The 24,412-nt window shown below is 44.3% G+C and carries 16 protein-coding genes; 1 reads left to right on the top strand and 15 read right to left on the bottom strand.

From position 1 onward, the window contains the following. Nucleotides 1-84: 84 nt before the first annotated feature. The 7 genes from AC1XUE_RS01100 to AC1XUE_RS01070 form a co-directional block, all read right to left on the bottom strand. The gene (locus AC1XUE_RS01100) at nucleotides 85-2,481 is read right to left on the bottom strand and encodes a TonB-dependent siderophore receptor (protein WP_483354081.1); all 2,397 of its coding nucleotides are present in this window, start codon (nucleotides 2,479-2,481) and stop codon (nucleotides 85-87) included. A gap of 100 nt (nucleotides 2,482-2,581) precedes the next feature. Then, nucleotides 2,582-3,265 (bottom strand): hypothetical protein, encoded by a 684-nt coding sequence (locus AC1XUE_RS01095; protein WP_483354080.1) that lies wholly within the window; start codon nucleotides 3,263-3,265, stop codon nucleotides 2,582-2,584. A 56-nt stretch (nucleotides 3,266-3,321) separates the two neighbouring features. Then, nucleotides 3,322-3,828, bottom strand: a complete 507-nt coding sequence (locus AC1XUE_RS01090; protein WP_483354079.1) for an RNA polymerase sigma-70 factor — start codon at nucleotides 3,826-3,828, stop codon at nucleotides 3,322-3,324. A 197-nt stretch (nucleotides 3,829-4,025) separates the two neighbouring features. Beyond that, nucleotides 4,026-4,310, bottom strand: a complete 285-nt coding sequence (locus AC1XUE_RS01085; protein ID WP_483354078.1) for a hypothetical protein — start codon at nucleotides 4,308-4,310, stop codon at nucleotides 4,026-4,028. A gap of 207 nt (nucleotides 4,311-4,517) precedes the next feature. Then, nucleotides 4,518-5,726, bottom strand: a complete 1,209-nt coding sequence (locus tag AC1XUE_RS01080; protein ID WP_483354077.1) for a GTP-binding protein — start codon at nucleotides 5,724-5,726, stop codon at nucleotides 4,518-4,520. Between the two features lie 143 nt (nucleotides 5,727-5,869). Further along, entirely contained in the window at nucleotides 5,870-8,179 is a 2,310-nt protein-coding gene (locus AC1XUE_RS01075; RefSeq protein WP_483354076.1) for a glycoside hydrolase family 95 protein, read from the bottom strand. Between the two features lie 28 nt (nucleotides 8,180-8,207). Next, a complete protein-coding gene (locus tag AC1XUE_RS01070) occupies nucleotides 8,208-9,275 on the bottom strand; it encodes a Gfo/Idh/MocA family protein (protein ID WP_483354075.1) in 1,068 nt (355 codons plus the stop codon). 203 nt (nucleotides 9,276-9,478) lie between these two features. Between AC1XUE_RS01070 and AC1XUE_RS01065 the strand changes: the two genes are divergently transcribed. Further along, nucleotides 9,479-10,249, top strand: a complete 771-nt coding sequence (locus AC1XUE_RS01065; protein ID WP_483354074.1) for an IclR family transcriptional regulator — start codon at nucleotides 9,479-9,481, stop codon at nucleotides 10,247-10,249. Between the two features lie 3 nt (nucleotides 10,250-10,252). On the opposite strand, the gene AC1XUE_RS01060 is transcribed toward AC1XUE_RS01065, so the two are convergent. The 8 genes from AC1XUE_RS01060 to AC1XUE_RS01025 all read right to left on the bottom strand — a co-directional run bounded on the left by AC1XUE_RS01060 (nucleotide 10,253) and on the right by AC1XUE_RS01025 (nucleotide 24,316). After that, entirely contained in the window at nucleotides 10,253-10,876 is a 624-nt protein-coding gene (locus tag AC1XUE_RS01060) for a DUF3826 domain-containing protein (protein ID WP_483354073.1), read from the bottom strand. A 16-nt stretch (nucleotides 10,877-10,892) separates the two neighbouring features. Beyond that, nucleotides 10,893-11,810 (bottom strand): sugar phosphate isomerase/epimerase family protein, encoded by a 918-nt coding sequence (locus AC1XUE_RS01055; RefSeq protein ID WP_483354072.1) that lies wholly within the window; start codon nucleotides 11,808-11,810, stop codon nucleotides 10,893-10,895. Further along, nucleotides 11,798-12,877 carry a sialidase family protein gene (locus tag AC1XUE_RS01050; RefSeq protein ID WP_483354071.1) on the bottom strand — a complete coding sequence of 360 codons (1,080 nt, stop codon included), beginning with the start codon at nucleotides 12,875-12,877 and terminating at the stop codon, nucleotides 11,798-11,800. Before AC1XUE_RS01050 ends, AC1XUE_RS01055 begins: the two co-directional genes overlap by 13 nt. A gap of 49 nt (nucleotides 12,878-12,926) precedes the next feature. Further along, a complete protein-coding gene (locus tag AC1XUE_RS01045) occupies nucleotides 12,927-14,471 on the bottom strand; it encodes an MGH1-like glycoside hydrolase domain-containing protein (protein WP_483354070.1) in 1,545 nt (514 codons plus the stop codon). Nucleotides 14,472-14,476: 5 nt separating this feature from the next. Beyond that, nucleotides 14,477-17,506, bottom strand: coding sequence for a DUF6298 domain-containing protein (locus AC1XUE_RS01040; RefSeq protein ID WP_483354069.1), 3,030 nt, complete (start codon nucleotides 17,504-17,506; stop codon nucleotides 14,477-14,479). A 157-nt stretch (nucleotides 17,507-17,663) separates the two neighbouring features. Continuing rightward, nucleotides 17,664-19,358 carry a pectate lyase family protein gene (locus tag AC1XUE_RS01035; protein WP_483354068.1) on the bottom strand — a complete coding sequence of 565 codons (1,695 nt, stop codon included), beginning with the start codon at nucleotides 19,356-19,358 and terminating at the stop codon, nucleotides 17,664-17,666. A gap of 62 nt (nucleotides 19,359-19,420) precedes the next feature. After that, the gene (locus AC1XUE_RS01030; protein WP_483354067.1) at nucleotides 19,421-21,175 is read right to left on the bottom strand and encodes a RagB/SusD family nutrient uptake outer membrane protein; all 1,755 of its coding nucleotides are present in this window, start codon (nucleotides 21,173-21,175) and stop codon (nucleotides 19,421-19,423) included. Nucleotides 21,176-21,187: 12 nt separating this feature from the next. Next, entirely contained in the window at nucleotides 21,188-24,316 is a 3,129-nt protein-coding gene (locus AC1XUE_RS01025; protein WP_483354066.1) for a SusC/RagA family TonB-linked outer membrane protein, read from the bottom strand. Between the last annotated feature and the right edge of the window lie 96 nt (nucleotides 24,317-24,412).

The raw sequence follows: 24,412 nt of genomic DNA, 5'->3' as shown, positions 1-24,412 counted from the left end.
TTTTAAAATGATGTCCTGCCAACACGAACACTGGCAGGACATTTATCAGAGCGTACACCCATGTTCAGGTATGAAACAGGATCATTACAGACTATAACCTACCCGGAACACAAAACTCCGGGGCGCTCCTGCATAATAGCGCTCAGTAGCTCTTACAGCACCAGTGTAGTAGCGTTTATTGGTGAGATTATTTAGGTTAAAGTTAAGTGTAACACGGTCAATTTTGTAGGTAAGAGCGGCATCCAGCACGGTGTAAGAAGGTGTAGACAAAGCTGTTGCCTGTAGCATCGGCGTTTCAGATGAAAAGTTGGCTCCAAATCCAAACCCCAACCCTTTCAGGATTCCCTGCCCTACCAATTCGTATTTTGCCCATAAATTCCCTTGATGCTTAGGTGCCAGTCCGAGACGCTGCCCGATATTGACTTCATTCAAATCCTTCGAAATTTGAGCATTATTATAATTATACGCTCCGCTCACTGAAAAGGCCCTGCTCACCTGACCATTGAATTCCAGCTCAAAACCTTTTGAGGTAACTTCTCCAAGCTGCCGCCAGATACGGTCATTTGCGTCAATAACTCCGGGATTAGTAAGTTGGGTTACATTTGTTTTTTTGATCTGGTACACAGCTGCAGTAAGTAGCAGATTCTTACCAAACAGCTCCTGTTTTACCCCGAATTCGAATTGATTGCTATATTCAGGTTTGAGAGCTCCCCCGCCTTCCACGCTACCAAACACAAGAGATCCGGATGATACGGGCTGAAAACCCGTAATGTAGGAACCATATACGTGTGTATTGGAAGGCAGATTGTAGGTAACACCGACCTTTGGTAGCCAGGCGTTCTGTGATACATCGTTTTGTGTGGGTGTCTGATAGGCAAGACGGAACGTGTAAGACTCAAAGCGCAATCCAAGCAGTACCTTCAGTCTGTCTGTAAAACTCACCTGATCCTGAAAATAAATTCCATTAGCAAAATCGCGGGTTTTATTTTCACGATCATAAGTAAAAGCTGCTAGTGGATAAGTTGCACCATCCAATCCAGTACTACTTTTCGATGGATCATACACATTGACGCTCCCAATATCCGTGGTAGTATTCCGGTAGGTCCCCCAGTTGAAAAGTGATGCGTTGTAGTCATAGCCTATGAGTGCCTTGTGCGTAATTTTACCAGAATTAAAATCTGCAGTTAAATAAGCCGTGATATTGTCAGAATCTACTTTGGAGTCCCATTCAGCATATGCCACACTGATGCTGCTGTCACCATCAGACCAAGCACGATCTCCCATGTATATATTCGCCACATGCCTTTTGTCATCCCAGGCCAAGAGATCTTTAAGATAAGATACGTTCAGACTTACATTCTTGCCCAGCTTCTGACTGGCTGACAAATTCAGTGAAGTAGTAGCCGTTTTGTTACGATCTCCAATCTGTAAAACCGAAAAACCTACTGGTGTCTCATCTATAGATTTTCCTTTGAAAGGAAACAGGCCATCATTCTCCATGGTGGTAAGCCGGGTATGATTGAAATCTACATTAATACGGGTTCCTTCCTTGGGCAGGAAGGAAAATGAAGGTGCTATAGTTAATGCGTTGTCCTTCATGTTGGTGTACCAAGTATCACTGTTCTGACCAAATACATTCACCCGATATAATATTTTACCATCTTCGGTTACCTTTCCTGTAAAGTCCAGATCACCTCTTAAAGTGTTGAAGCTTCCTACACTAAACGATACAGCCTGTTTCTTATCTGCCAGTGGTTTTTTGGTCACCAAATTCACCACACCGCCCGGGCTCATATTACCAAACATGGATGATGAGGGTCCTTTCACTACTTCATAACTTTCAACAACCGGGGAAATAGCTGAAAAACGATAGTTTTCATTCAAAGTTCTGAGTCCGTTGATGAGCCTGGTGGTACTTACAAAACCCCGTATTACAACGGAACGCCCGTTGTTGGTCACCCTGACATTGGTGTTACGGGCTATGTCATCAAAGCGCACAGCCTGGCGGTCGCGGATCATTGCCTGTGTAATGGTAGATACCGTACTTGGAATTTCGGTAACCGGAATGGCACTCTTTGTGGCAGCAAAAGAGTAATCGGATTTATATCCGCTATCCCGTCTTCCAGTCACCTCTACCGTCTGAAGTTGAACCATATCTGTTTGCAATGTAATTCTTATCTCCGTTTGCTCGCCTGAAATAATTTCCACCTTTTCAGAAGCACTTGTGTAGCCGACCATACTGACCGTCAGCGTATGGCTTCCAACTTCTAGACCCGAAATAACAAACTGCCCTTCTGAATCCGTAATTGCCCCAATATTCCCTTTTTTGACCACCACTGTTGCTGCCAATGCCGCAGCTCCGTCTGAAGTGAAAACAGTTCCTTTAAGACCTCCTGTTTGTTGTGCCTGTACCTGTCTGATATTTATAAAAATGACACAGAGTAATGTCAATAACCCGTGGATAGTAATTTTCTTAAGCATCGAAGTATATTATATTTAATTAAACTGAATTGAAATAATAAAAATGAGCACGTTGGATGACCGGTAGTTCGATCCTGACCTTCAGCATGAAGATCGGCTGTCAGATACTATAATCTTTAAATGCCATGATACGAATTCTGGGCGGCAGATCCTGAACTTGTTCAGCATTAAGCACCAGGATCTCATCAGGTACATGCTGCTGACTTAATACGCCTACATAATAGGTTTGCTTTGGCTGGATTTTCACTCGTCTGCCTGAAGAGAATTCTGCACTTTGTGCGTTAAAATCTATAAGTAATTCCCCAGCTGATGAACTGACCATTTCAAGAGAGCCACTGAAATCGAGATTTCCCCGACGGCGTTTCAACTCTCCTTTTACACGACTATGAGGTTTCAGATAAAAATCCAGGGACGTTGTGGCGCTTCGGAACTGGTTGGCATGTATTCCTGCGGTGAAATTGATAGATGCCGGCTTATTAGCCCGAAAGAAATAACTTAACATCAAGGCTAATCCTATACATAAAGAAGCTGCAACCAAAAAGCGGAATGCAGGATGGAGAACAAATCTTTCAGTAGTAACTTTCGGTTTTTTCAAATGCTCCGACAATGAGGCCCAAATATCAGAGTCCATGTCAGACAACTCACTGTTGGTAAGCGCAGCAGTTTCATCATCGGCAGAATTTAACCATTGTTCTACCTGCTGTACTTCTTCCGGAGTGCAGTTACCTGATAAATACTTTTCTAAAAGATCCCTATCCATTGCTTTTGAAGACTGTTCTAACATGCCAGCCTTTTATAAGTTGATTAAAGCAACGGTTACCCTTAGCGGACAGGAAAAATTCAGCAGGTAAATTCGCTTAGCTGGCTTCGCAGGTATTTGAGTGCTTTAGATAGGTGTGCTTCAACAGTTTTCTCTGAAATATTGAGCATAGATGCTATTTCCTTATTGGATAATCCTTTATCTCTGCTCAAACTAAATACCAGCCCGCATTGAGGAGGTAGCTCAGATGTTAATGATTCAACCCGCAATTTTAATTCTGAAAAGCCAACATGCTGATCAGTTGTATTTGCCTGAGATTGTTGCTGCAACGCAATGAATGAGAGATGTTTTTGATGGAGAACTGCCGTGCGCAGGTGTTCCAGAGACGAGAGCTTTACGGCACGAATCAGATAATTTTCAATATCAGTATGTAGTTCCAGTACCTCGCGCCTCTCCCACACAGACAGGAAAACATTATGTACGATTTCACTGGCTACTTCCTGATCGCCAATGGCATTGTAACATATCGTACAAAGCTTTTTTACGGATTGTCTGTAAGCCTGTTCAAACCGCTCTCTGGAGATCATATCTTGTACTTAATCAAATAAATAGTGGTTTAAAACGCTTGACGATCACAAATGTATGCGAAAAAACCAACTATTTAGATTAATTACAATTAATAATTTATGCCTTAAATCTGGTACACGCCAAATGATATAGCTATGCGGGACGAGAATACAGCTATTTTTTTAGGTCACTCAGAACACATTCTATCAACATCTTGTCAGCTGGAGGCTACGTGTTGTAATTTCCAACTGTTACTATAGCAACTATGTTTTGTCCTGGCCAAAGAATATACGCTGTTCCCTTTTCCTTTCGCGGCCATACCAGCGTACTTAACACCTTTGGCAATGCGTGATTCACACCGCCAAAGGCAACCGTAATCGATACCATCAACAACCGATTGCTTTGTAAGCGATTGATATACATACGCTTCCGAAATGATTTGTTTTCCGTTCCACTTACTGTGAACGTCGGGGTATGTATCGTCGGTAATACGTTCAGCCATTTTGTTGGTCAGGACCGTATCAAGTCCTAAGCTGAATAGCCACTGGGTAATATACCGGCTGAGCATGGGCTCCGGCCAGACAGACTATTGAGCTGACTACCAGCAAAATCCGGGATAACATATCGTGCTGATATAAGTGAGTTCAAAACCAATTGTCTGCCGACTAATCCCTGACCAAATCTGATATCCTGTTCATATAATATCATTTTAATTCATTACGAATGGATCTTCGAACAAAGCTCCTGCTTCCATCTGCCTGATTTCTTCATCAGTGCATAAACAATCATTCAGTTCCAAACTAATTTCCAGCTGATCAATATCCTGACCAATCATGACAAGTTCATTCAGACGGTCTCCGAAACGTCCCCATCTTACTTCTATAGTTTTGCGATTTTCGATAAATGCCTGGTATTGCAAACGCTCTTTTAAATTCATACTCGCCCACCATACACCAGCAGATTCACTCCTTACAGACCCACCTGCCTGACTCCAGTTGAAAGCCTCTGCCGGCCGCGACGCCAGCCAGAATAAGCCTTTGCTCCTGATAACGCCTGCAGGCCACTCGTGCTGGATATAATTCCAGAAACGCTGAGGATGGAATGGCCTGGCCTGACGATAGACAAATGAGCTGATTCCGTATTCCTGGGTTTCAGGAATGTGTCCTCCCTGATCCGCTAACTCCAGCTCCCGGATCCATCCGGCTGACTGTTCAGCCTTCTCATAATCGAACAAACCTGTATTCACAACCTGCTTCAGATCAATTTTGCCAAAGCTGCTCTCAATGATTTTCGCTCCCGGATTCAACGCCCCAATGATGGCTGATAACTCAGCAAGCCGATGTTTGCTCACCAGATCTGCTTTGTTGAGCAGGATGACATTTGCAAACTCGATCTGATCGGTCAAAAGATTAACAATTGTCCGGTGATCGGGTTCATGATTCAATTCTCTTGACGTTATCGTATCTACAGATCCGAAATCAGAAGCAAAGTTCAACGCATCCACTACCGTCACCATGCAATCAATCGTGGCAAACCGTGATAAATCAATGCCGCTTTGTTCATCTGCAAAGCTGAAAGTTTGTGCCACAGGAACAGGCTCTGAAATTCCTGTACTCTCAATCAACAGGTAATCAAAACGATTTTCCCGCGCCAGTTTTTCGACCTCAATGACCAGATCTTCGCGTAGTGTGCAGCATATACAGCCATTGGACATTTCAATCAATTTCTCTTCTGTCCTGCTGAGTGAATTCTGGTTTTCAACGAGCTGCGCATCTATGTTCACTTCACTCATGTCATTGACGATGACAGCGACTTTTAATCCCTGTTTATTATGAAGAATGTGATTCAGCAAAGTGGTTTTTCCAGCTCCCAAAAATCCGCTGAGAACCGTGACAGGTATTTTTTTCGTGTTCATCATTATTGTTATACAAATGCAACATTGTTGCAAACATAACAAGCAAAGTTCCTTATTTGCAACAATGCTGCAAATTAAAAAATGTATTTTCAGCTCTCCTTTTGGCTGGCTCGTGGAATTCGGTCACCTGGATTTGAAGTTTTCAATCAGAGCAGGTTCAAACTACTGTTCAATTTGTAGGTTTTCCCTTTTTGAGTTGGTACTGTGATCACTTTGTCTTTGTAGCGGAGGAGACATTTTCCTCCTGCTTTTGATCTAATGGTTACCGTTTCCAGCTGGTTGTTTTTCCAGGACATATCCAGTTCATAAGCCCCTCGGGTCACCAATCCTGAAACCTGTCCTTCCGGTAGTGCAGATGGCAATGCCGGAAGCAAATGAATTTCTCCCAAGTGACTTTGAACAAGCGTTTCCAGAATACCGGCAGCACCACCGAAATTACCATCAATCTGGAAGGGAGGATGCGCATCAAACAGATTCGGATAGGAACCTCCGCCACCTTTTTTCACAGAAGCATCCATGATCGGATTAAACAATTTCTGTATCATCGTGTAGGCGTGGTCACCATCCAGAAAGCGGGCCCAGTAATTGATTTTCCAGGCCAGGCTCCATCCGGTTCCGTCATCTCCCCGAAATGTCAAAGATTTTTTGGCCGCGTCCAAAAGTTCCGGAGTTCCCGCAGGAGTAATCTCTTCACCAGGATACACGGCCCATAGGTGGCTCACATGACGATGATGACTGGTTGTATCGTCGATATCCGTCATCCATTCCTGCAACTGCCCGGCTCTGCCGATCTGATTTGGAGCAATCTTTGACTTTAAATCGCTTAATTTTCTAGCAAATTCGTGATCTGTATTCAAAACGGAACTCGATTCAATACAAGCCTGAAATAATCCGCGAATGATCTGGTGATCCATTGTAGGTCCGGCGACCAGCCCGCCTGTTTCCGGAGAATTCGATGGAGAACTGATCAGATAGCCTGTTTTAGGATCTTTAACCAAAAATGAGGTGAAAAATTCTGCTGCTTTTTTCATTAAAGGATACCCCGTCGTTTTTAAGAACAGCTTGTCTTGCGTGAAACGATAATGTTCCCATAAATGCAAACTCAGCCAGGCACCGCCTGTAACCCAGATACCATGATTAGAAGCATTGATCGGAGCAGCACCTCGCCATACATCAGTATTGTGGTGAACAAGCCACCCTTGCGCGTTGTAATATTCTTTCGCTACTTCTGTGCCTGTTATCGAAAGGTCTTTAATCATGTCAAACAGTGGTTCATGACATTCACTCAAATTAGTCATTTCGGCAGGCCAATAATTCATTTCTGTGTTGATGTTGACCGTATATTTACTATCCCAGGATGGCTTCAATTTGTCGTTCCATTTCCCTTGTAAATTGGCAGGATGCGTTCCCGGTCTGCTGCTTGCAATGAGCAAATAGCGCGCATACTGCACATAGAGTCCTAAGAATGAAGGGTCAGAAGGATTGGATTTAAATGCCAGTAATCGCTGGTCTGTTGGTAGTGCTGAATTGGAACCGGATGGAAGTGTAAGACTAAATCGGGAGAAAAGTTGCTGATAATCCTGAACATGCATGCTACGTGCCTGCTCGTAAGACGGTGCTTTAGCAAGTATGTTTTTTACGGTTTGCTCAGGGTTACCGCTTACATTGCTGTAATCAATATAGTTTGTCGCGGCTGTCAGGATCACTGTGGCCTTATCCGCATTCTTGACCGTCAATAGCCCATTTTCAGTTGATAGTTGCCCGTCGCTTATCACTTTTAATTTTGCCACCCCAAACAGAGCACCGTCCTGCACTTTAACAGTTAAACTTACTTCATTACCCTGCACTTTCACTTTTTTATCCTGATGGAGTGCATCCATTGTAACATGAAAGTTTAAAGTACCCTTTTTACTACTTTTCACATGCACATAAATAGCCTTCGAAGGGAAGCTTGCGAATGTTTCCCGGGTGTAACTGACCCCTTCGCTCTGATAAGTGACTGTACTTATGCCGGTAACGAGATCGAGCTCTCGTTTATAGCCGCTTGAATCTGTATGTGTCGGAAAATTTATATAAATGTCACCAAAAGGCTGGTAAGCCATCTGGCGTACAGGATCGCCCATCATTTCTTCGAAGGCAAGTTTTTCCGCCTCTTTCTGATTGCCCTCGTTGAGTAAAGCACGGACCTGATCAAGATGTTTGTATGCGCCTTTTTTTGCATAACTACGTGGTTTGCCGGTCCATAAAGTTTGTTCATTAAACTGAATACGTTCTGATTGAACACCGCCAAACACCATCGTTGCTAATGCACCATTGCCAATTGGCAGAGCATCCTCCCATTGTGTAGAAGGTTTGGTATACCAAAGCTTAAGGTCATTTTGTGCTTTTAGAGTATTCGTTAAAAGACAAATCAGCAGCGTGCAAGCCGAGCTATACTTCCAAAAAGAAAACGACATGAATCTATTTATTTTAAAGCTTGAAAAACTATAATACAGATATTCCTCCCAGCGAACTGGATTTGCAGGCGCATTCTACCCAATACATGGTACGCAGGGCGTCGTCAACCGAAGTGGGCAGGTGCATTGTGACATTTTCAGCGTAGCCCATAAGGCTGTTCATGCTACCAATAAATGCATCTGGAAACCAGGTTCCTGCAATCTCCGGAGCACGCCACTCTCCCTTTCCGTCCTGACCGGATAGATAGTATTCAAATGTGTCGGGCACGCCTGCAGGATAATTCAGCAATACGCCTAACCCTATTTTCACTGCCCCCTTCGTTCCCTCCATCTTAATGTAACTTTCTTGATGCCGGTTCCCGAATTCATGATCATGATTGGTATTGATAACCGCCCTGATTGTGTCGGTGTAATCGAAAATAATTGTACTTCTGGTTGAATCAAATGGTTTGAGTGGATGGGCAAAGGTCTTAGCAAGTACGGACACGGGCTCACCCAGAAAAGACCGGATCAGATCAATGTAATGAATACTGTGATACATGATTTCCAATCTGTCTGCATGTTTTGACAAAGGGAAAATCTCCCAAGGTGTGTGTGTTGTGAGTCTCATTTCCATATCATAAATCTGCCCCAGCAATCCCTGATCGACCAGATAACGCGCTGCAATTATGGCCGGCGCAAAGCGCAGCTGAAAATTTACACATGCGATCAGCTTTTTCTTCTTACATATTTCATAGATATGCTGCGTCTGTTCTATGTTGTTACCAAAAGGCTTTTGCAATAATACTGCGGCGCCATCAGGAAGGGACGGCAGGATATTCAGAAACTCATCTGGTGGAGTCGCAACATCATATACCGTATTGGACGGTAATATACTCACAGCCTCTCTGATATCACTGAAAATGCACTTCACTCCAAATGAATCGGCAAGATGCTGCGCCTTCTCTACGTTGATGTCTGTGATACCGGCAAGTTCAAATCCTGCTTTTTTGTAGGCAGGTAAATGAGCATCCCGCACCACTCCCCCAGCACCGACAATCATGATAGGCCGCTTTGGAGCGTTGTGTTCATATTGGGTAGGTAGTGCAATGTCCATGGCTGTCCGTTTTTCGTATTGTCGCCTTTAAAAGCAATCTGGTCTCGTGAAATAATGAGTCCTTTCCAAATATATTTAGTACTGATCTGTCTGGCAGCGGGGTTTATGGATGCGCGAGTATAATTCCATGGATATAGTAAAAAATTTATGAATAAAGTCTTTCTTTACATGTAAATGAAAATTTATTCTCACTATCAGCACAAATGAAGAACACAGAAGATAAATACCAGGCTCCGGCCCTGGAAAAAGGGTTGGAAATCATGGAGTATCTTTCACTTAAAGCGGTATCTCTTTCTCAGGCAGAAATCGCAGCCGGCATTCAGAAAAAGCCCAATGAAATTTACAGGATGCTGATTTGCCTGCAGAAAAAGGGGTATGTCATGCGTGATGAAATATCAGGAAAGTACAAACTGACACTCAAGCTCTTTCATCTTTCTCACAGGCACTCTCCTGTTGATGACATCAGACGAGCCGCACAACATCCAATGGATGAACTGGCTTCCGATATCAATCAATCGTGTCATTTGGGTATTCTTTATGCCGAGAAATTGATGGTCATTGCTCAGTCGCGAAGTCCTGGACCAGTATCTCTATCCATTGAAGAAGGAAGTTTGTTTCCGCTTCTGCATACCACATCCGGCCGGGTATTGCTCGCTTTCTCGAATCAACAGCAGCAAAGTTATATGCTCCAAAGCAATCAGACCTTTGTGAATCAGACTGGAAAAGATAAAAAACATACACTCGCGATGCTTGAAAAGATACGGCAAACAGGTTACCTGGTGAAAGACAGTGACTCCACCCGCAGCGTGACAGATATTTGTGTGCCTTTACTTACATCACAGGGTGATTTGCTGGCGACGTTGACGGTTGCAGCGCTTACTGCAAGTAATGAACCGTCGGCTGATTTTGAAACCGTAGTGGTCAAGACTCAGGCTGCCGCTCAGAAAATTCTGGTCCGACTTGGCGTTAATTAGTCATTATTTTTGCTCTTTAATTCTATCTTCCCATGCTTTTCTTTCCTTCTGAAGGTCATAACCACGGGCAGAAAGGTAATTGTTTATTCTACCCTTATATTTTCCAAAAACCTGATGTTTCTTATCTGAACTTCCCTGATCCATAGCCAGCTCACGCGCTTCAATCAACCAGGATCGTATCTGTTCTTTTTCTTCTGATTTTAAGGATGGAATCATATCCTGATAGGCCTTGTAGGTGATGGAAAGTACGCTGTAGGTCATTCCATCTTTTATTTTTTCAAGTTGTGGTCCATCCAATTCAGCAGCTAATGCCCTGACGTAAGCGTTATGCAATTCGTATAACTGCCGTTCGGTTTGTCGCACAGAAGCCGTATCACCATTTTTTTTGGCTGCAGCTACAAGCTGTTCTGTTGTATTCAGGTTTTTATACTGATGGACCATCAGGGACTGAACCTTCCTGAATTGAGCAGAATCCGCCAGGTTCAGCTCCTTCAAAATCTTTTCAGCTCTGAGTGTGATCACACGCTCATATTCTGCTGCCTTTTGTTCGCCTGGTGCCTGTGCCAGCAGTTCACCTGAAAAAAGGGTAGTCGTAAACAGAGTAAGTATTCTAAATTTGCCTTTCATCGTTAACGTAGTTTAACTAAACCTGAAAAATTGATTTGAGATATCTTGTATTTGCCCCATAGTTTCCTTTTACGTCCCGCGGTGCTGTTGCGTCTCTCGACCGTTCTACCACCAGCCATCCATCATATCCAATGTCATCCAGCGTTTTACGCACCTTTTTCATATTCAGTCTTGGGTTGTTTTCAAGCCATACGCCATCTTTATCTGTGCAGTGTATCTGGCAAATTCGATTTTTGCCTAAAATCCGAATTTCCTCGCACAGGTCTCTTCCTGCCTCCAGCGGATTGGAAAAGTTGAAGTAAATCTTTACTGCTTTCGATCTGACATCTTTTAACAAACTGACTTCCTTTGAAGCATCCAGGGCAGTTTCAATCCCTATTGTCACACCCGCCTTTTCGGCAAGCTTTCCTACTTTTTGAAGTCTGTCGACAATCATGGGACGTAATTCCGGATTTTTGATCAAATCTCCCTGAACTCCTAATGGTAAAAAAGCCACCTTGATATTCATATGCTGCATCGTGGTGATACAATCCTGAACCATCTGCTCCGCACCATCACGCTTTGCGAAAGATTGGGCATAAAATCCGGTCATGGCTAAAGAGCTAAATTCGAGTTTAAGCTCTTTAGCCTTTTGTAAATAGTCGTTTCTTACTGCCGAGTCGGCCAGTTTGTTATCGAAGGTCGGCCGATCTCCAAGCCCTCCCATATCGATTTCAATGCCGTCTGCACCGATATCGGCGGCCAGTTGAAGTGCACTGATTTTCTGCCTTTTCAGCAACATTAAATCGATGACACCAATTTTGTATCTGTCTGATCTGGGAAGTATATCCAGTCCGTTTGCGTACATCGGAACGGAAAGACCAAGCCCCGCCAACACAGCCAGAAAACTTCTTCTATTTAAATTCAGGTCATCCTGTTCCATTATAGTGGCCATTTTTCTGAAATAATTGGTTTGGTTTTTAGCTTCGATGGGTCAATTTTAACGTATTTGATCCGCTGCCGACGCCATGTATATACCACGTGCAGCATACCATCTTCTGATTGGATTACAGATGGATAGGAATACTGGCTTATCGGAGAATCTTCTAACACCAATGCAGCTTCCCAATGAATTCCATCTTTTGATACCGCCAGATTCAACGGTGTACGCGCTCCTTTCTTTTCTTTTTCCGGCGTTTTTACATGGTTGTACAGCAAAACGTGACGTCCGTCTTTGAGCGTTGTCGCATCCGTGCCCGAGTTATTATTGGGCATGTTTGTCAGTTCCATTTTAGACCATGTTTTGCCATCGTCCTTTGACCAGGACGTCGCAATCATTCGATTCCTGCTTCTGCATAATACCTGTAAATCGCCGTTTCTATGCATTAGGACACCAGGCTGAATTGCATTAATTAATCTATCGCTGTTAATTGAGTTAGTTTTAGTCCAGGTTTCACCCTGATCTTTGCTAAGTTCAAAATGCACATTCCAACCATTTCCTTCGGTGCTGGATGGTGCCAGTATTGTCCCGTCTGCTAACAATACCGGTTTGTTTTTGACCGGACCAAGAAATCCGTCAGGTAATTGCATTGGTTTTGACCAGCTTTCGCCATGATCCGAGGAGCGCGTCATATATCCCTTCCAGCCAGCTACATTTGGTCCTACTTTATAAAAAAGAAGTAAGTCTGATCCCGGAATTTGGAAAAGGACAGGATTCCAGCAAGCATACCGAAGGGTATCATTCAGCATCCCATTCGCCACTTCAACAGGTTTGCTCCAGGTATCATTTTCCATCCGGCTAAGCCAGATACCCACATCCGGATTACGTTCCTTGGTTCCTCCGAACCATGCTGAAACCAGGCCGCCGGGAGTTTCTGCAATAGTAGCAGCATGACTCTCCGGAAATGGGGCTGTTTCAAAAACAAACTCATCCCTCAGGATTCCATCCTTCCATTTTTGTGCAATTCCCTGGATACCGATTAGTGATACGAGTATCAAACATGTAATGAATTTATATCTCATAATCAGATAATTAACTTGCTTTGATTAAATTTTCACTTCATTGGAAACGCTAGTTATATGGTAGCGTAAGTTTAGTCAGCTTGGGTGAAGAACCCAATTTCCTGCCATCGATCAGGACTGTCAATCCGGCTCCTTTTTTGTAATGTGATCCGTCCTTGTCCCATATGATGGTCAGTGTCTTACCATGGTATGAGACATGATCCAGGCAAAACCAATCCCATTTTCCATCGGGAAGCAATGGGTTTATTTCAATTATGTTATCAGCTCGGGGCCTGAGTCCTACAAGACCCGTAATAATAAGATCGTTAAAAGTAGAGTGGTTATAATATCGGCTCCGTTCCTGATCGCCCTTTAACCAATACCCGGTTGTTTCATCCAGGTATTCACCAATATAAGGCCGTCCCCGGTGGTACTGCGATTCGACATAACGCTCCAATTGTTTGAAATAGGTCGTATCGGCAAGCCATTTATTATCAGGTAAATTCAACCTGTTTGCCATCGCAGTAAGTGTTTGAGCTGTGGCAAATGGCCATACAGCCCCGTCCCATTCACATTTACAACATCCATGACTACGGAATTCAGGATGTCTTTGTTCGGCAGTAGTAAGACCATATGGAGCCGAAAATCCTTTTGGCTCAGTAATTTGTTCCCAGGCAAGGTCCTGATTGGGCTCAGCGAGATCGAAATACCAGGGAATATACCCTATTGCTTCACGCACTTGCGCAAACTCGCCCTTTCCGCGTTTTTTGACAGTTTCAAAAAAGGCGTGTTCAGGATTCCAAAGTTTGGAAGTGATCAGATTTTTGATCGTATCGGCTTTGGATGTATACAAATCTTTATCAGCCGATTCTCCTTTCATCTCCGATATCGCCGCTATAGCCTTTGCATTTCCATACATATAACTGTTGATTGTTGGCCGCGCATTTTGTTCTTTTCGGCCCCCACTCAGCGATTCCTCCATCCCATCTTTCACATCCGTTTGCCAGAAAAGCCCACTTTCCGTTCTACGGTCTTTTTCCCATTGTGCATATTCCGATTTCAGATCAGGGAGCATACCGGTGACAAAGCTTTTATCGTGATTCACCTTATATCTGTTGTAGAGCGCATCGGCGGTCCAGCTACTGAAGTTGAGCAGTTTTTTCATTCTGGTTCCCTCGTTCCCACGATACCATATCTGCACGTAATCATCGAGATAGCGCTGATCGTGCAGCCAGCGACCTTCGTAGATATGATGGCCCAGCGCACAACTGATCATATTGTATTTGTCAGCATAATTCCGGTCGACTATAAATTCCGTAAGGATAAATCCCTGAGGCGTCTTGTGAATATGCTTCCGAAAACTCCACCATCGATAATAATAGATTTCACGGAAGTTCTCCTGTGGACAGTCAAAAAGTGGGATATTTGATTTCATCCAGTTCCAGGATTCCGAATTAGGTATGGCGTTTACCTTATTTTCGTCTTCCATGGTATTGAAATAGCTGACGTGCTTTTCGAAATCAGCTGCTTTAAGTACCGCTGGTCCTGTTACCTTACGGCTGCAGGAAAGTGCAAGTAACCCCGCAACCGTACACATTAAGAATGAAAATCTCATTTTTTTTATTTTTTTGAAATCCATAAAATGACTGGCTCTCCCGTGGTTGCTTTTATCATGATACCGTCTTTCGGATTGGTATTTTGAGCTTTTTTTTCAACCATTCCAGTTTTTGCGTTAATAGCCTTCACGGTTACGGTCGATTTAAACCCTTCCAAATTTATTTTGACATCTTGCCTGCCACTATGATAAACCATCATAACATTTCCCGGATCGGCAAGTGTATAGGTCTGGTTTGCCTGTATAGCTGTGCTCTCACGCAGTTGAGCCAACTGTCGGGAGATGGAAGGTTCAGAAATTGCCGGAACATCTGCTATAGATCCGCCTGCCAGAAGTACCGCCCAGCCGTTTGTCTGGGAGCCAGTTGCCGAATAGATCACAGCTTTGTCCGGATACTTTTGACGATAGGTAGAAACTGCATCGTATACCGAATGAAAATCTACCTTACCAGACTTTGTAATACGTGCATGCTGACGAGGCGCCAGATTTTGACCACCTTCAGGCGCATAGTATCCACCATCTGCTTTCTGGTGCCAATATCTGATATCTATGACATCGACTGTGGAAGCATATTGAGGATTTTCCAGAATGGAATCCTGCACATCCTTCGTTGTACTGAGTGCCACCAACGTGTTACTCTTATTCTCATTTTCCCATTCGGATATGGTATTGAGCCAAAACTGAACGAATGACAACGGACCGGTGTATTCGGCACTGATGAATTGAATCACAGCGTTGATATCTTTGAAATTGTCCAGACATTGCCGGATGTAGTTCTTGTGCAGCTTGTATCTATTGGTATTTGTTGTATCGTAAAATTGATCTGCCAGAAAAATACGTTTATCGCCCGCATACGGAGCCGGCTCTGCAAAACCTGTTTCATTAATATTGTTTGCTGTACGCCATGGAAAATCGGCATAGTGAGCCCCTGCTTCCAGAATATTGTGCTGAAAATAATTCTGATGGTATAGCACAAGTCCTTTCTGGCTGGCAATAGTTGCAAAGTCTTTCAGCCGCTTCCAATACCAACTGTTATACCGATTTAAATCGTACTTACTGAGCTGATCAAAAGCACTTCCCTGACCACTTCGGGCAAAGGGTTGCTCATAAAATGGTGGCCATACGTTTGCGTCAATCCTTCGGATCCGTTCATGATCGTCGCGTCGCCTGTCATACCAGAGGCCATAATTATGATCAAGCACAGTCGTGTGTTTACTAACCATCGTATCTGCCACCTCACTGATCACGTCCGTGTAGCCTGTGCCTGTTCTACCAGGAACAAAACGGGTTATATGCGGTTTTGCCTGGGCTATATCCTGCGGTCGCAGAGATCCACGCCACCATGGCACTTCCATACGAGCACCCGTAACAATACCGTCAGCATTAACAACAATACCGTTGTGTACTGTCAAACCCTTCTGTTTTGTTTCAATCAAAGGCGATGTAATCCATTCAGCAGATACTACCTTTTTCCCTGCTTCTGTAGGTACAGGATTTCTTTGAGCAGCCTGATCTATCCAGTCTTTCAGCTGCAACAAAGGTTCTGCAGCTTTTTTGGTCAGTTCTGTAGCTTTCTGTGGTAAAGGGCTACTTGATGCTTCAGAATCGCCGGGCATCAAATTTGACTCCGTTTTTTCTCCTAGCCGGTCTTCCAATTGAGCGTAATACAGACTTGCCGGTTTGATATGCTCATTGTTACTCTCCCAATATCCGTCACCTGCAAACTCAGACCAAATACCGAAAGCGTAATTAGCAGCACCTGGTGGACTGTAATTTTCAACCCGTGATGCCGAACTCTGCCAGATTACAGAGTTTGCGGCACTCCAACCAGCTCCCTGGCCGTCTTGCCCTCGGTTTTTCAGATTGAGGGCATTTCCATCGACATGAACATTGTCAAACAATACACCTGATGCCCAACTATCAACAGCACCGCTGAAACTTTGAGGTAGTACCGACTTGCATTGTACGAAAGCATTCGGACCGGCCGCGCAAAAGCCCGTTGCGAAATCGTGATAGCCATTCTCAGCATAACATCTTTCAAAAAGAGTCTGCTGCCCTTGGGTGAAAAATGTAAATCGCCGTTGCCCTCCTATCTCTGATACAGGGTTTGTAGATTTGCAATCCTGGATGGTGATCTTTGAACAAGACTCATAAACAGCTACAGCGGAGCCAGCCAGATGTTTAAAGTTCACCTGACGTACCCAAGCATTGTCGGTATGTTCAAAAGTAATTCCCATCCAGCGATGATCTTCATCTTTGGGATTGTCACCATCGAATTCTGAACGGATACTCAAATTCTCTATTCCTGACTTGGTGATATGCCCACGCTGATGAATCACAGACACATGCGCTCCACCAAATCGTTGTTCTATAGCGGTTGTCAGAGGTGCATCGATAATTATTTTATTATGGTCCACACCAATCACGTTACGCCGCCATACTATATCACGCTGAGATGGTTTCCAGCCCAACCAGGCAGTTTCACCTCCGAATTGTTCCATCCCCAGGGTGCTGATCCATTCTTTTGTAGATGGCCTGCGGATCAGAATTAAATCTCCTTTCCTAATTCCATGATTGTCAGCAAGTGTGAAACTTCCGGCGTTTACAGGTACATATGCGTCCATCACGCGAAGCGAACCTGCTGTAGCTTTATCAGCTAGGCCTTTAAACTGAACAACAGTTTCCCTACCCGTTCCGGCACCCAATAATACAGTACCTTCCTCCCTGGCTCCACTTCCACGCAACACGACGCCTGAATGTCTGATCAGCAGCGAACCTTCTAACCGGAATATGCCACGACCGAGCAGAACAGCGCCTCTGAAACCAAGCGAATCCGGTTGGAGCGAGCCTACATAATCAATCGCCTGTTGGATTGTAGCAGTAGCATCACCAGACCTGGCCTGCACCAGGATTTTGATACCGACATCATCAATCGGACGGTTTCCTCCCATATAACCACAATGGGAAAAGTCAATGATCCGGTTGCCCAGTGAGTCAGCCAGATAAGAAAGCTTGCCGTTTTCGGAAATACTCAACGGGCTTTTATGTTTTGTTTTGCTCTGGGCGCACACCTTTCTACCAGGAAAAATACACAGCATCAGCAGTATACATCCCGTCAGGTTTAACGATTGAAGCAAACGGTATTTTTTCAAAATCTATAGCGTTCAGACAAAATCATCTGGTTCAACAATTCTATTTTTTCCCTTTTGACCTCTCAGCAGAAGCAAGTGTGTCACGGTTGTTTTTGCGATTTGTCCAGTCGACTTTCTTTTTCGGATCGATGCCATTAATGTACTTTTCAATATTGGAATAGCCGTCACCGCTCATATCCTTCTGTGCGTCGGAGGCATCTTTAGGGTTCAGACCGTACTTCATTTCCCACTCGTCGGGCATACCGTCATCATCTGAGTCCTTGTAAGGTGTCCCTTGGTAATCAGGGTAGCCTCCCACCTGTGCTATATCTGTAATGATCCCATTTTTATAAGAATCGATGGGCAATCGTCTGTGCTCAAACTGGGTTTCAGGCAATTTAACTCCGGCGATAGGATTGATCTGTCCTGTTCTCACCTGTTTGGTTACGCGTTCGTCTACAGCATCTCTTTTAGGAAGCGTAGCACCGGCATTGTCCAGTACGAAAGTGAAAGATTCTTTGGCTGACATAATCGGAAATTCCGGCATGGGCAGTGGTTTATCCCATTTCATGAGTTCGCGGTAAGGTCCTGTATTAGGCAAACTTTCCACTTGTACCCCACCATCCCAATTGTCTTTCGTTACGCGCTCAACGCCCTCCATGATATTTCCATGTACATAAGCCCTTCCGAAAACGAGATGATCCAGTTTACTCCTCCCCGATTCCGGCTTAATGATCCGATAGCCAATGGGTGAATCTTTCGGCGTTTGTGGTCCTGGTTTGAAGTAATTATTGATAATGTTATACATCGCCCTGTAATCGCCCCCGTCTATCGAGCGGTGCACCCAGTTGAAGATCACATTGTTGGTGAAGTTGAATATTCCGTACCAACCGATGGATGGATTTCGTCCTGCATTATTAGCCCACAAATTACGCATGAACGTACAGTTTTCGCCTCCGAGCGTGCTACCAAACGAATGATTCCAGGTATCGAGGGTTTCTGAAAAAATTGAGTTCTGAATGGTGATGTTGACTGTCGGAAGTTTTTGTTCGGCGGCGCCGGTGCTGTCGTTATACATATGCCGGTAAATCGACATGTTCTCATCCAGTCCCCAGCTGGCCGACACATGATCGATCATAATATTACCTACCGGATTTCCACCAATAGAATCGTCTCTTCGTCCGACAAAGGTTTCTCCCCTTCTGAAACGCATATGACGAATCACGACATCATGTGTATTGATCCAAACCGTTTCACCTGCAACGCATACACCATCACCGGGAGCAGTTTGTCCGGCAATAGTAATGTAAGGAGCACGAATAATGAGCGGTGTTTTCAGGCGGATAATGCCGGCTACATTGAATACAATGATGCGTGCCCCACCCTGCTCACAGGCATCACGCAGTGTGCCAGGACCACTATCTTCCAAACTTTTAACCACATATACTTTACCGTTTCTTCCGCCGAAACTGTATGCTCCTCCACCCTCAGCTCCGGGAAATGCAGGTATATCCGACTGTGGTAAATCGACCGGACGGGCGGCCCATGGAATATAAGGTTTGCCATTTTTTGCATCATGCTGGATAATTGGCCATGCCTTCTGCCACGCAATGTCTGATTGTCGACCTGCTTCAGCCAGAAGCGAATCACTCGTTTTTTGAGCGTCCCGAGGAATTTTCGGATACTGTGCCCGGCTTTCCAGATTCATAAATAGTGTAAGTGCAAGTGCGTAACAGGAGATTTTGTATCGTTTCATTTCAGTAAAATAAACTTGATGAATTTTGAGTAATTTGTCTTTGTCAACGGATGATAGCTGTATTATTTCAAAGGATCAAAGGTTCCGGATGGCCATCCGGTGGTCTGAATCAGCCTTGGATTATTGACCAGAGCTGCCGGGGGAATAGCAAAATAATAGTATTCGGGCAACCATTTAATTGCATATTTGGTATCCAGAACCCTCGGTGTGATGTCAAAATATTTACTGTAGGCCGAATCCAGATTCATAGCGTCCCTTTGAGCGGCAAATTCTGCTGCTGAGATGGCACTCGTCTTCAGTTTAACATCTACCCCGTTCCTTCTTTTTCCGTTTAGTACTGTTTCAAACTTTTTCCATCGGCGAAGGTCCCAGAACCTTTTTCCCTCAAAAGCAAGCTCAATCTGGCGTTCGTACAGCACAGCTTCGAACATTTCTGCGCGACTCATGGCAGGTTTAAGACCATAAAGTCCATCGGCTCCGGGCTCTATACCAGCACGTTTGCGAATAGCAGATAGGTGCTCATAGGCTTCGTCCAACCTGTTGATTCCGGTGGCTGCCTCTGCTGCATTAAGCAATACTTCCGCATAGCGTAGTTCGATCCAGTCGTTTCCGCTATTGAGTACTGCACCGCTCGCAAGATTGGGATCAATTGCTTTTCTTGTATAAAAACCTGTAGTAGTTGCTCTGGGTTCTACAGTCTTGTTATCAACCAGATACGTCCATAACCTGTAATTGACGTTTCCATTGATGTGCCATGTTGCACCATTAAAAGCAATGGTTTCATTGAAACGGGGATCACGGTTTTTGTAGAACAGTTTTTCCGAATACCCCGAGCCTGTTTCATTGATTCTCTTTCCATTTTTCATAGGAAAAGCTTGTGTAATTTCCCATGTAGGCTGGTTAGATCCTCCTGATGTTCCCAAGTAGGAAGGACGAGTGCTGTTGTCCCATCCCTGGTTTTTACTGATCTGATCACCAACCTTATTGTTGTAACAGGTTACCCAGACTGCCTCGGGATTATTGGCTTCTTCAAACCAAAGATTTTTAAAGCTGGAATGAAGTTTGAAACCATTGGCGCTCAGCAATTCGATGGCTTGTTTGTTTGCATCATAGGCTGTTTGCCAGCGGTCTGCAAGATCCGTTGGATTAAACTGCGGACTGGCCCAGTTCAAAAGAATACGTCCTTTGTACGCAGCGGCGGCTCCACTCGTAATTCTTCCCCAATCATTTACATTATCCCATCTGCCCGGCAGGTTTGCAATACTGTAATCCAGATCTTTGACGATTTGCGCTATACTTTGTGATGTGGTGCTTCGTGGATAGGCCGCATCGTCTTTTGCCTCATTACCCACTCCCGCTAGAGGTTCTACTACAAGGGGAACACCTCCATAGAGTCGCACCAGATCATAGTATCGATGCGCCCGAAAGAAGGTACTCTGAGCAAGTAGCTCCTTTTTATATCTATCGCTAAGCGAACCCTCAGGAAGTTTCACTAAGAATTGATTTATTGAGCGGATCTTACCGTAATTGTTGGTGGCGTTTACAGCCGTACCAAAATCGGTAACTGTATTCAATTGCACTGTACCTTCGAAAAAGCGCGTTTCTCCGGCTATTTCATCTGTACATTTCAAAAAATCCCCGGTTGGCCATACTGGTAAATTCTGATCATAGATATAATCAACGTATGCTCTGGCTAATAGCGAATCGTTAAAAACCTGCTCTTCATTGAATGCGGAAAGATCGGTTTTGTCCAGAATGTCCTTACAACCCAAAAGTGCTGCTGCGATACATATGGTAAAAATAGGACGCATTTTCATACAATGAATATTTTATAGTGATAGGTTAAGTCCGAGAGACAACGTTCTGAGTACAGGATATGTATTGTAATTACCTCCGGCATCCTTGTAATCATATGGATTAAAGAAATTGACAGGATTCATGGCTACAGCGTAAACTTTCAGAGATGAGACACCCAGCTTTTTGGCGATATTCTGATTTAATGAGTAGGCTACATTAAAACTTCTCATTCGGAATGAAAGCGCGTTGCGGAACCAGAATGAAGAAATAACAGAATAGGTATCCTCATAAAATGGATCCGGATAAGCTGCAGACGTATTCTCTGGAGTATAATGATCAGCCCAGAATACCGGACGTGACATTTGCGTAGTGGCTCTTCTTCTGGCATCGCCTTCCACTACCGCCTGACCATCAAACGAACCGGCAGTAACCACATCTACACTAAACCCTTTGAAATTAAAGCCCAAAGAAAAACCAAAATTGTAATGATTATTTTCTTTGTGTGTGAGCCAATCCAGGTCATCCTCGGTGATTTTACCATCCGGATCAGCGTAGGTGCCATCAGCTGCACGTGGTCCCCGGATATCCCTGTAATAAAGCATTCCCGGCTTGGGAGCCTGCCCGAAAATGGTATAACCAGGATTGTTTTCCAGGTATGCATCCACATCTGACTGCGAACGGAACATGCCCTCATAGTGATAACCCATCACCCCTCTGTCGCCAGACTGACCATTCGGATCACGCCAGCTGCCTGCATTAAGAGCCTCAACATCCACGTAGACATTTTTGCTGTCATTCCACCCCAAATAACCTCCTACGTTGTATCCTGCGTGCTTACCAAGCTGGCTTTTCCAGCTTAAAGAAATCTCAGTACCGAAAGAATTGATGATTGCATAGTTTTCAGCAGGCATTGCCGATCCGATTGTGAGGGGTGCAGAAGCAGATAAAGTGGTTAGTAAATTATAGCCGTGGTCATGAAAAAAATCAAAACCGGCAGATAATCTGTTCTTGAGAAATGTAGCATCAAGTCCTATATTTTTCTTGGTTACATCATCCCAGCGCCCCATGTAGTTGGGTAGCTTTTCCAGTTTGATACCCACTGTCCGATCGCTGTTTCCACCGAAAACTGCTCCATTTGAAGCCTGAGGTGTGTATCGCTGCATCCATTGCCAGTTGGCAGTACGATCTCCACCAAGGAAACCAATTGACGCCCGGATTTTAAGGAAATCGATGACGTGTAATTTGTCCTTGAAGAAATTTTCATGGGAAATCACCCACCCTGCTGAAAAACTTGGAAATGTCCCCCACCGGTATTCCGGGGCGAATTTTGTAGAGGCATCTCTGCGGAATGAGAATTCAAAGAGATACTTGTCAGCATAGCTGTAATTCACTCTTCCTACGTAAGAGAGCACACCCGCTTCGTTGGCGAGATTGGGACCAATATCCTTCACACCCAAAGCCGACATCAGGTAATCATTACCTCCTTCGAATATTCCTTCTTTGGAAGTGGCAATACTTTCCGAGTAAGTTTCAGATTGCTCAATCACAGCCAGTGCACCTACCGAGTGTTTACCGAAATCCCTGGCATAATTTAAATTAAAATTCAGCTGATAGGATTCATTATAACCCGGATTGAACCGAACCATATCTGCATTTTTCAGCCTGGCCGGAGCGTTAGGCGTTCCACCATAAATATGGCGATTGGTTCCGAGCATAGAAAAACTATAAGCTTTATAGTAAGTTCCAAACTGTTTTCCCCAGTCGTTCCCCAGGTTTTTATTATATACCAAACGCGCTTTCAAACCCTGGATAAAAGGCATGCTGTATTCCAGGTAAGCGTTTACATTCAATACCACGTTTCTCGAACGGGTGTAGTTATTCAAGCGCTGACCTTCAAAGAAATGGAAACCCGTTGCACCAGAACCTCCGGGCAAGAGGACAGGCAGACCATCAACATAAGGTGGTATGAATTGTGGTGTATTTAAAAGGTTTGTAATATCCCTTTCCACATTCTCTCCTCCTTGTTTAAGATAGAAAAGCCTATTGTCGGACAAATTACCACTGAGACCGAGTCCGGCTTTCAGGTTGTCGGTCAACTTTACATCAGTGCTGGCTCTGAAGTTCCATTTTTTATAACTGATGTTATCCACATTGCCATCCTGCGCAAAATAAGTTGCACCTGCAAAAAATGTTGCCCTTTCTGATCCTCCACTGATATTGATGGTGTGGCGCGTATTCATGGAAGGCTTCCAGGCCATGTCGAACCAGTTGTAGTTATTGTTCCGGAAATGTTCCAGCTCATCTGCTGAATAGAATTCCTGATTATCCGGTTGCAATCCTCGTGTGGTATTGTAATTGTTCAGATAAGTAGCAAGCTGGTAACCATCCATCATCTTTGACTTGTAGGTAGCATCGGATGCTCCTACCGTTCCACTGTAACTGATTTGGGGCTTTCCTGATTTCCCTCTTTTCGTTCTGACTACAATAACCCCCAATGCTGCCCGCGCCCCATATACAGCGGCAGCGCCATCTTTGAGGATGGAAAAGCTTTCAATCTCTGATGCATCCAGCAGCCTGAAATCTGCTTCTGTTCTCACCACGTCATCTATTACATACAAGGGAGCACTGCTACCACCGTCTTTGGACGCAGCTGGTGGATTTCGGATCACGATTGATGCCTGATTTCCCGGACGCGAGGTTCCTCCGGAAATATTAACACCGGGCAATTTACCCACCAACGCCGAAGTGATATCACCTACAGGAAGTTCGTCGACTTCTTTCATATTGACAGTGGCTACGGCGCCGGTCAGGTGCGACTTCTTTTGTTCACCATAACCGATTACGACCACATCTTCCAGTGCCTTTACATCCGCCTCAAGTTCTACTTCAAGGTTTGTCTGATTGCCGACCTCAATGGTCCTCGCCACAAATCCAACGTAGCTGATCACGACTGCCCCGCCGGAGTTAGGCACTTTAAGTGTAAACTTTCCCTGTTCGTCAGTAATGCTACCATCAGTGGTACCGCTGATCAGAACAGACACTCCAGGAAGCGGTTCCTTCGATACGCCATCCCTGACTGCCCCAGTCAGCTGACGATTCTGTGCCATTGTACTAAGAGAAGCTCCCAGCAGTAGCAAAACAAGTAGAATTTGTCGGGTCATACAATCGCGCTATTTAAAATATAAATATTCCTATAATACCAGAGTTCTCCGTTGTTAAAGTACAATTAAAACTCATTTCAAGTCTATTTACGCTTT

Source organism: Dyadobacter sp. HNCC25DJ187 (genome assembly GCF_056895255.1).
The sequence above is the reverse complement of the archived record's forward strand: the minus strand, read 5'-3'. Positions and strand labels throughout refer to the sequence as shown.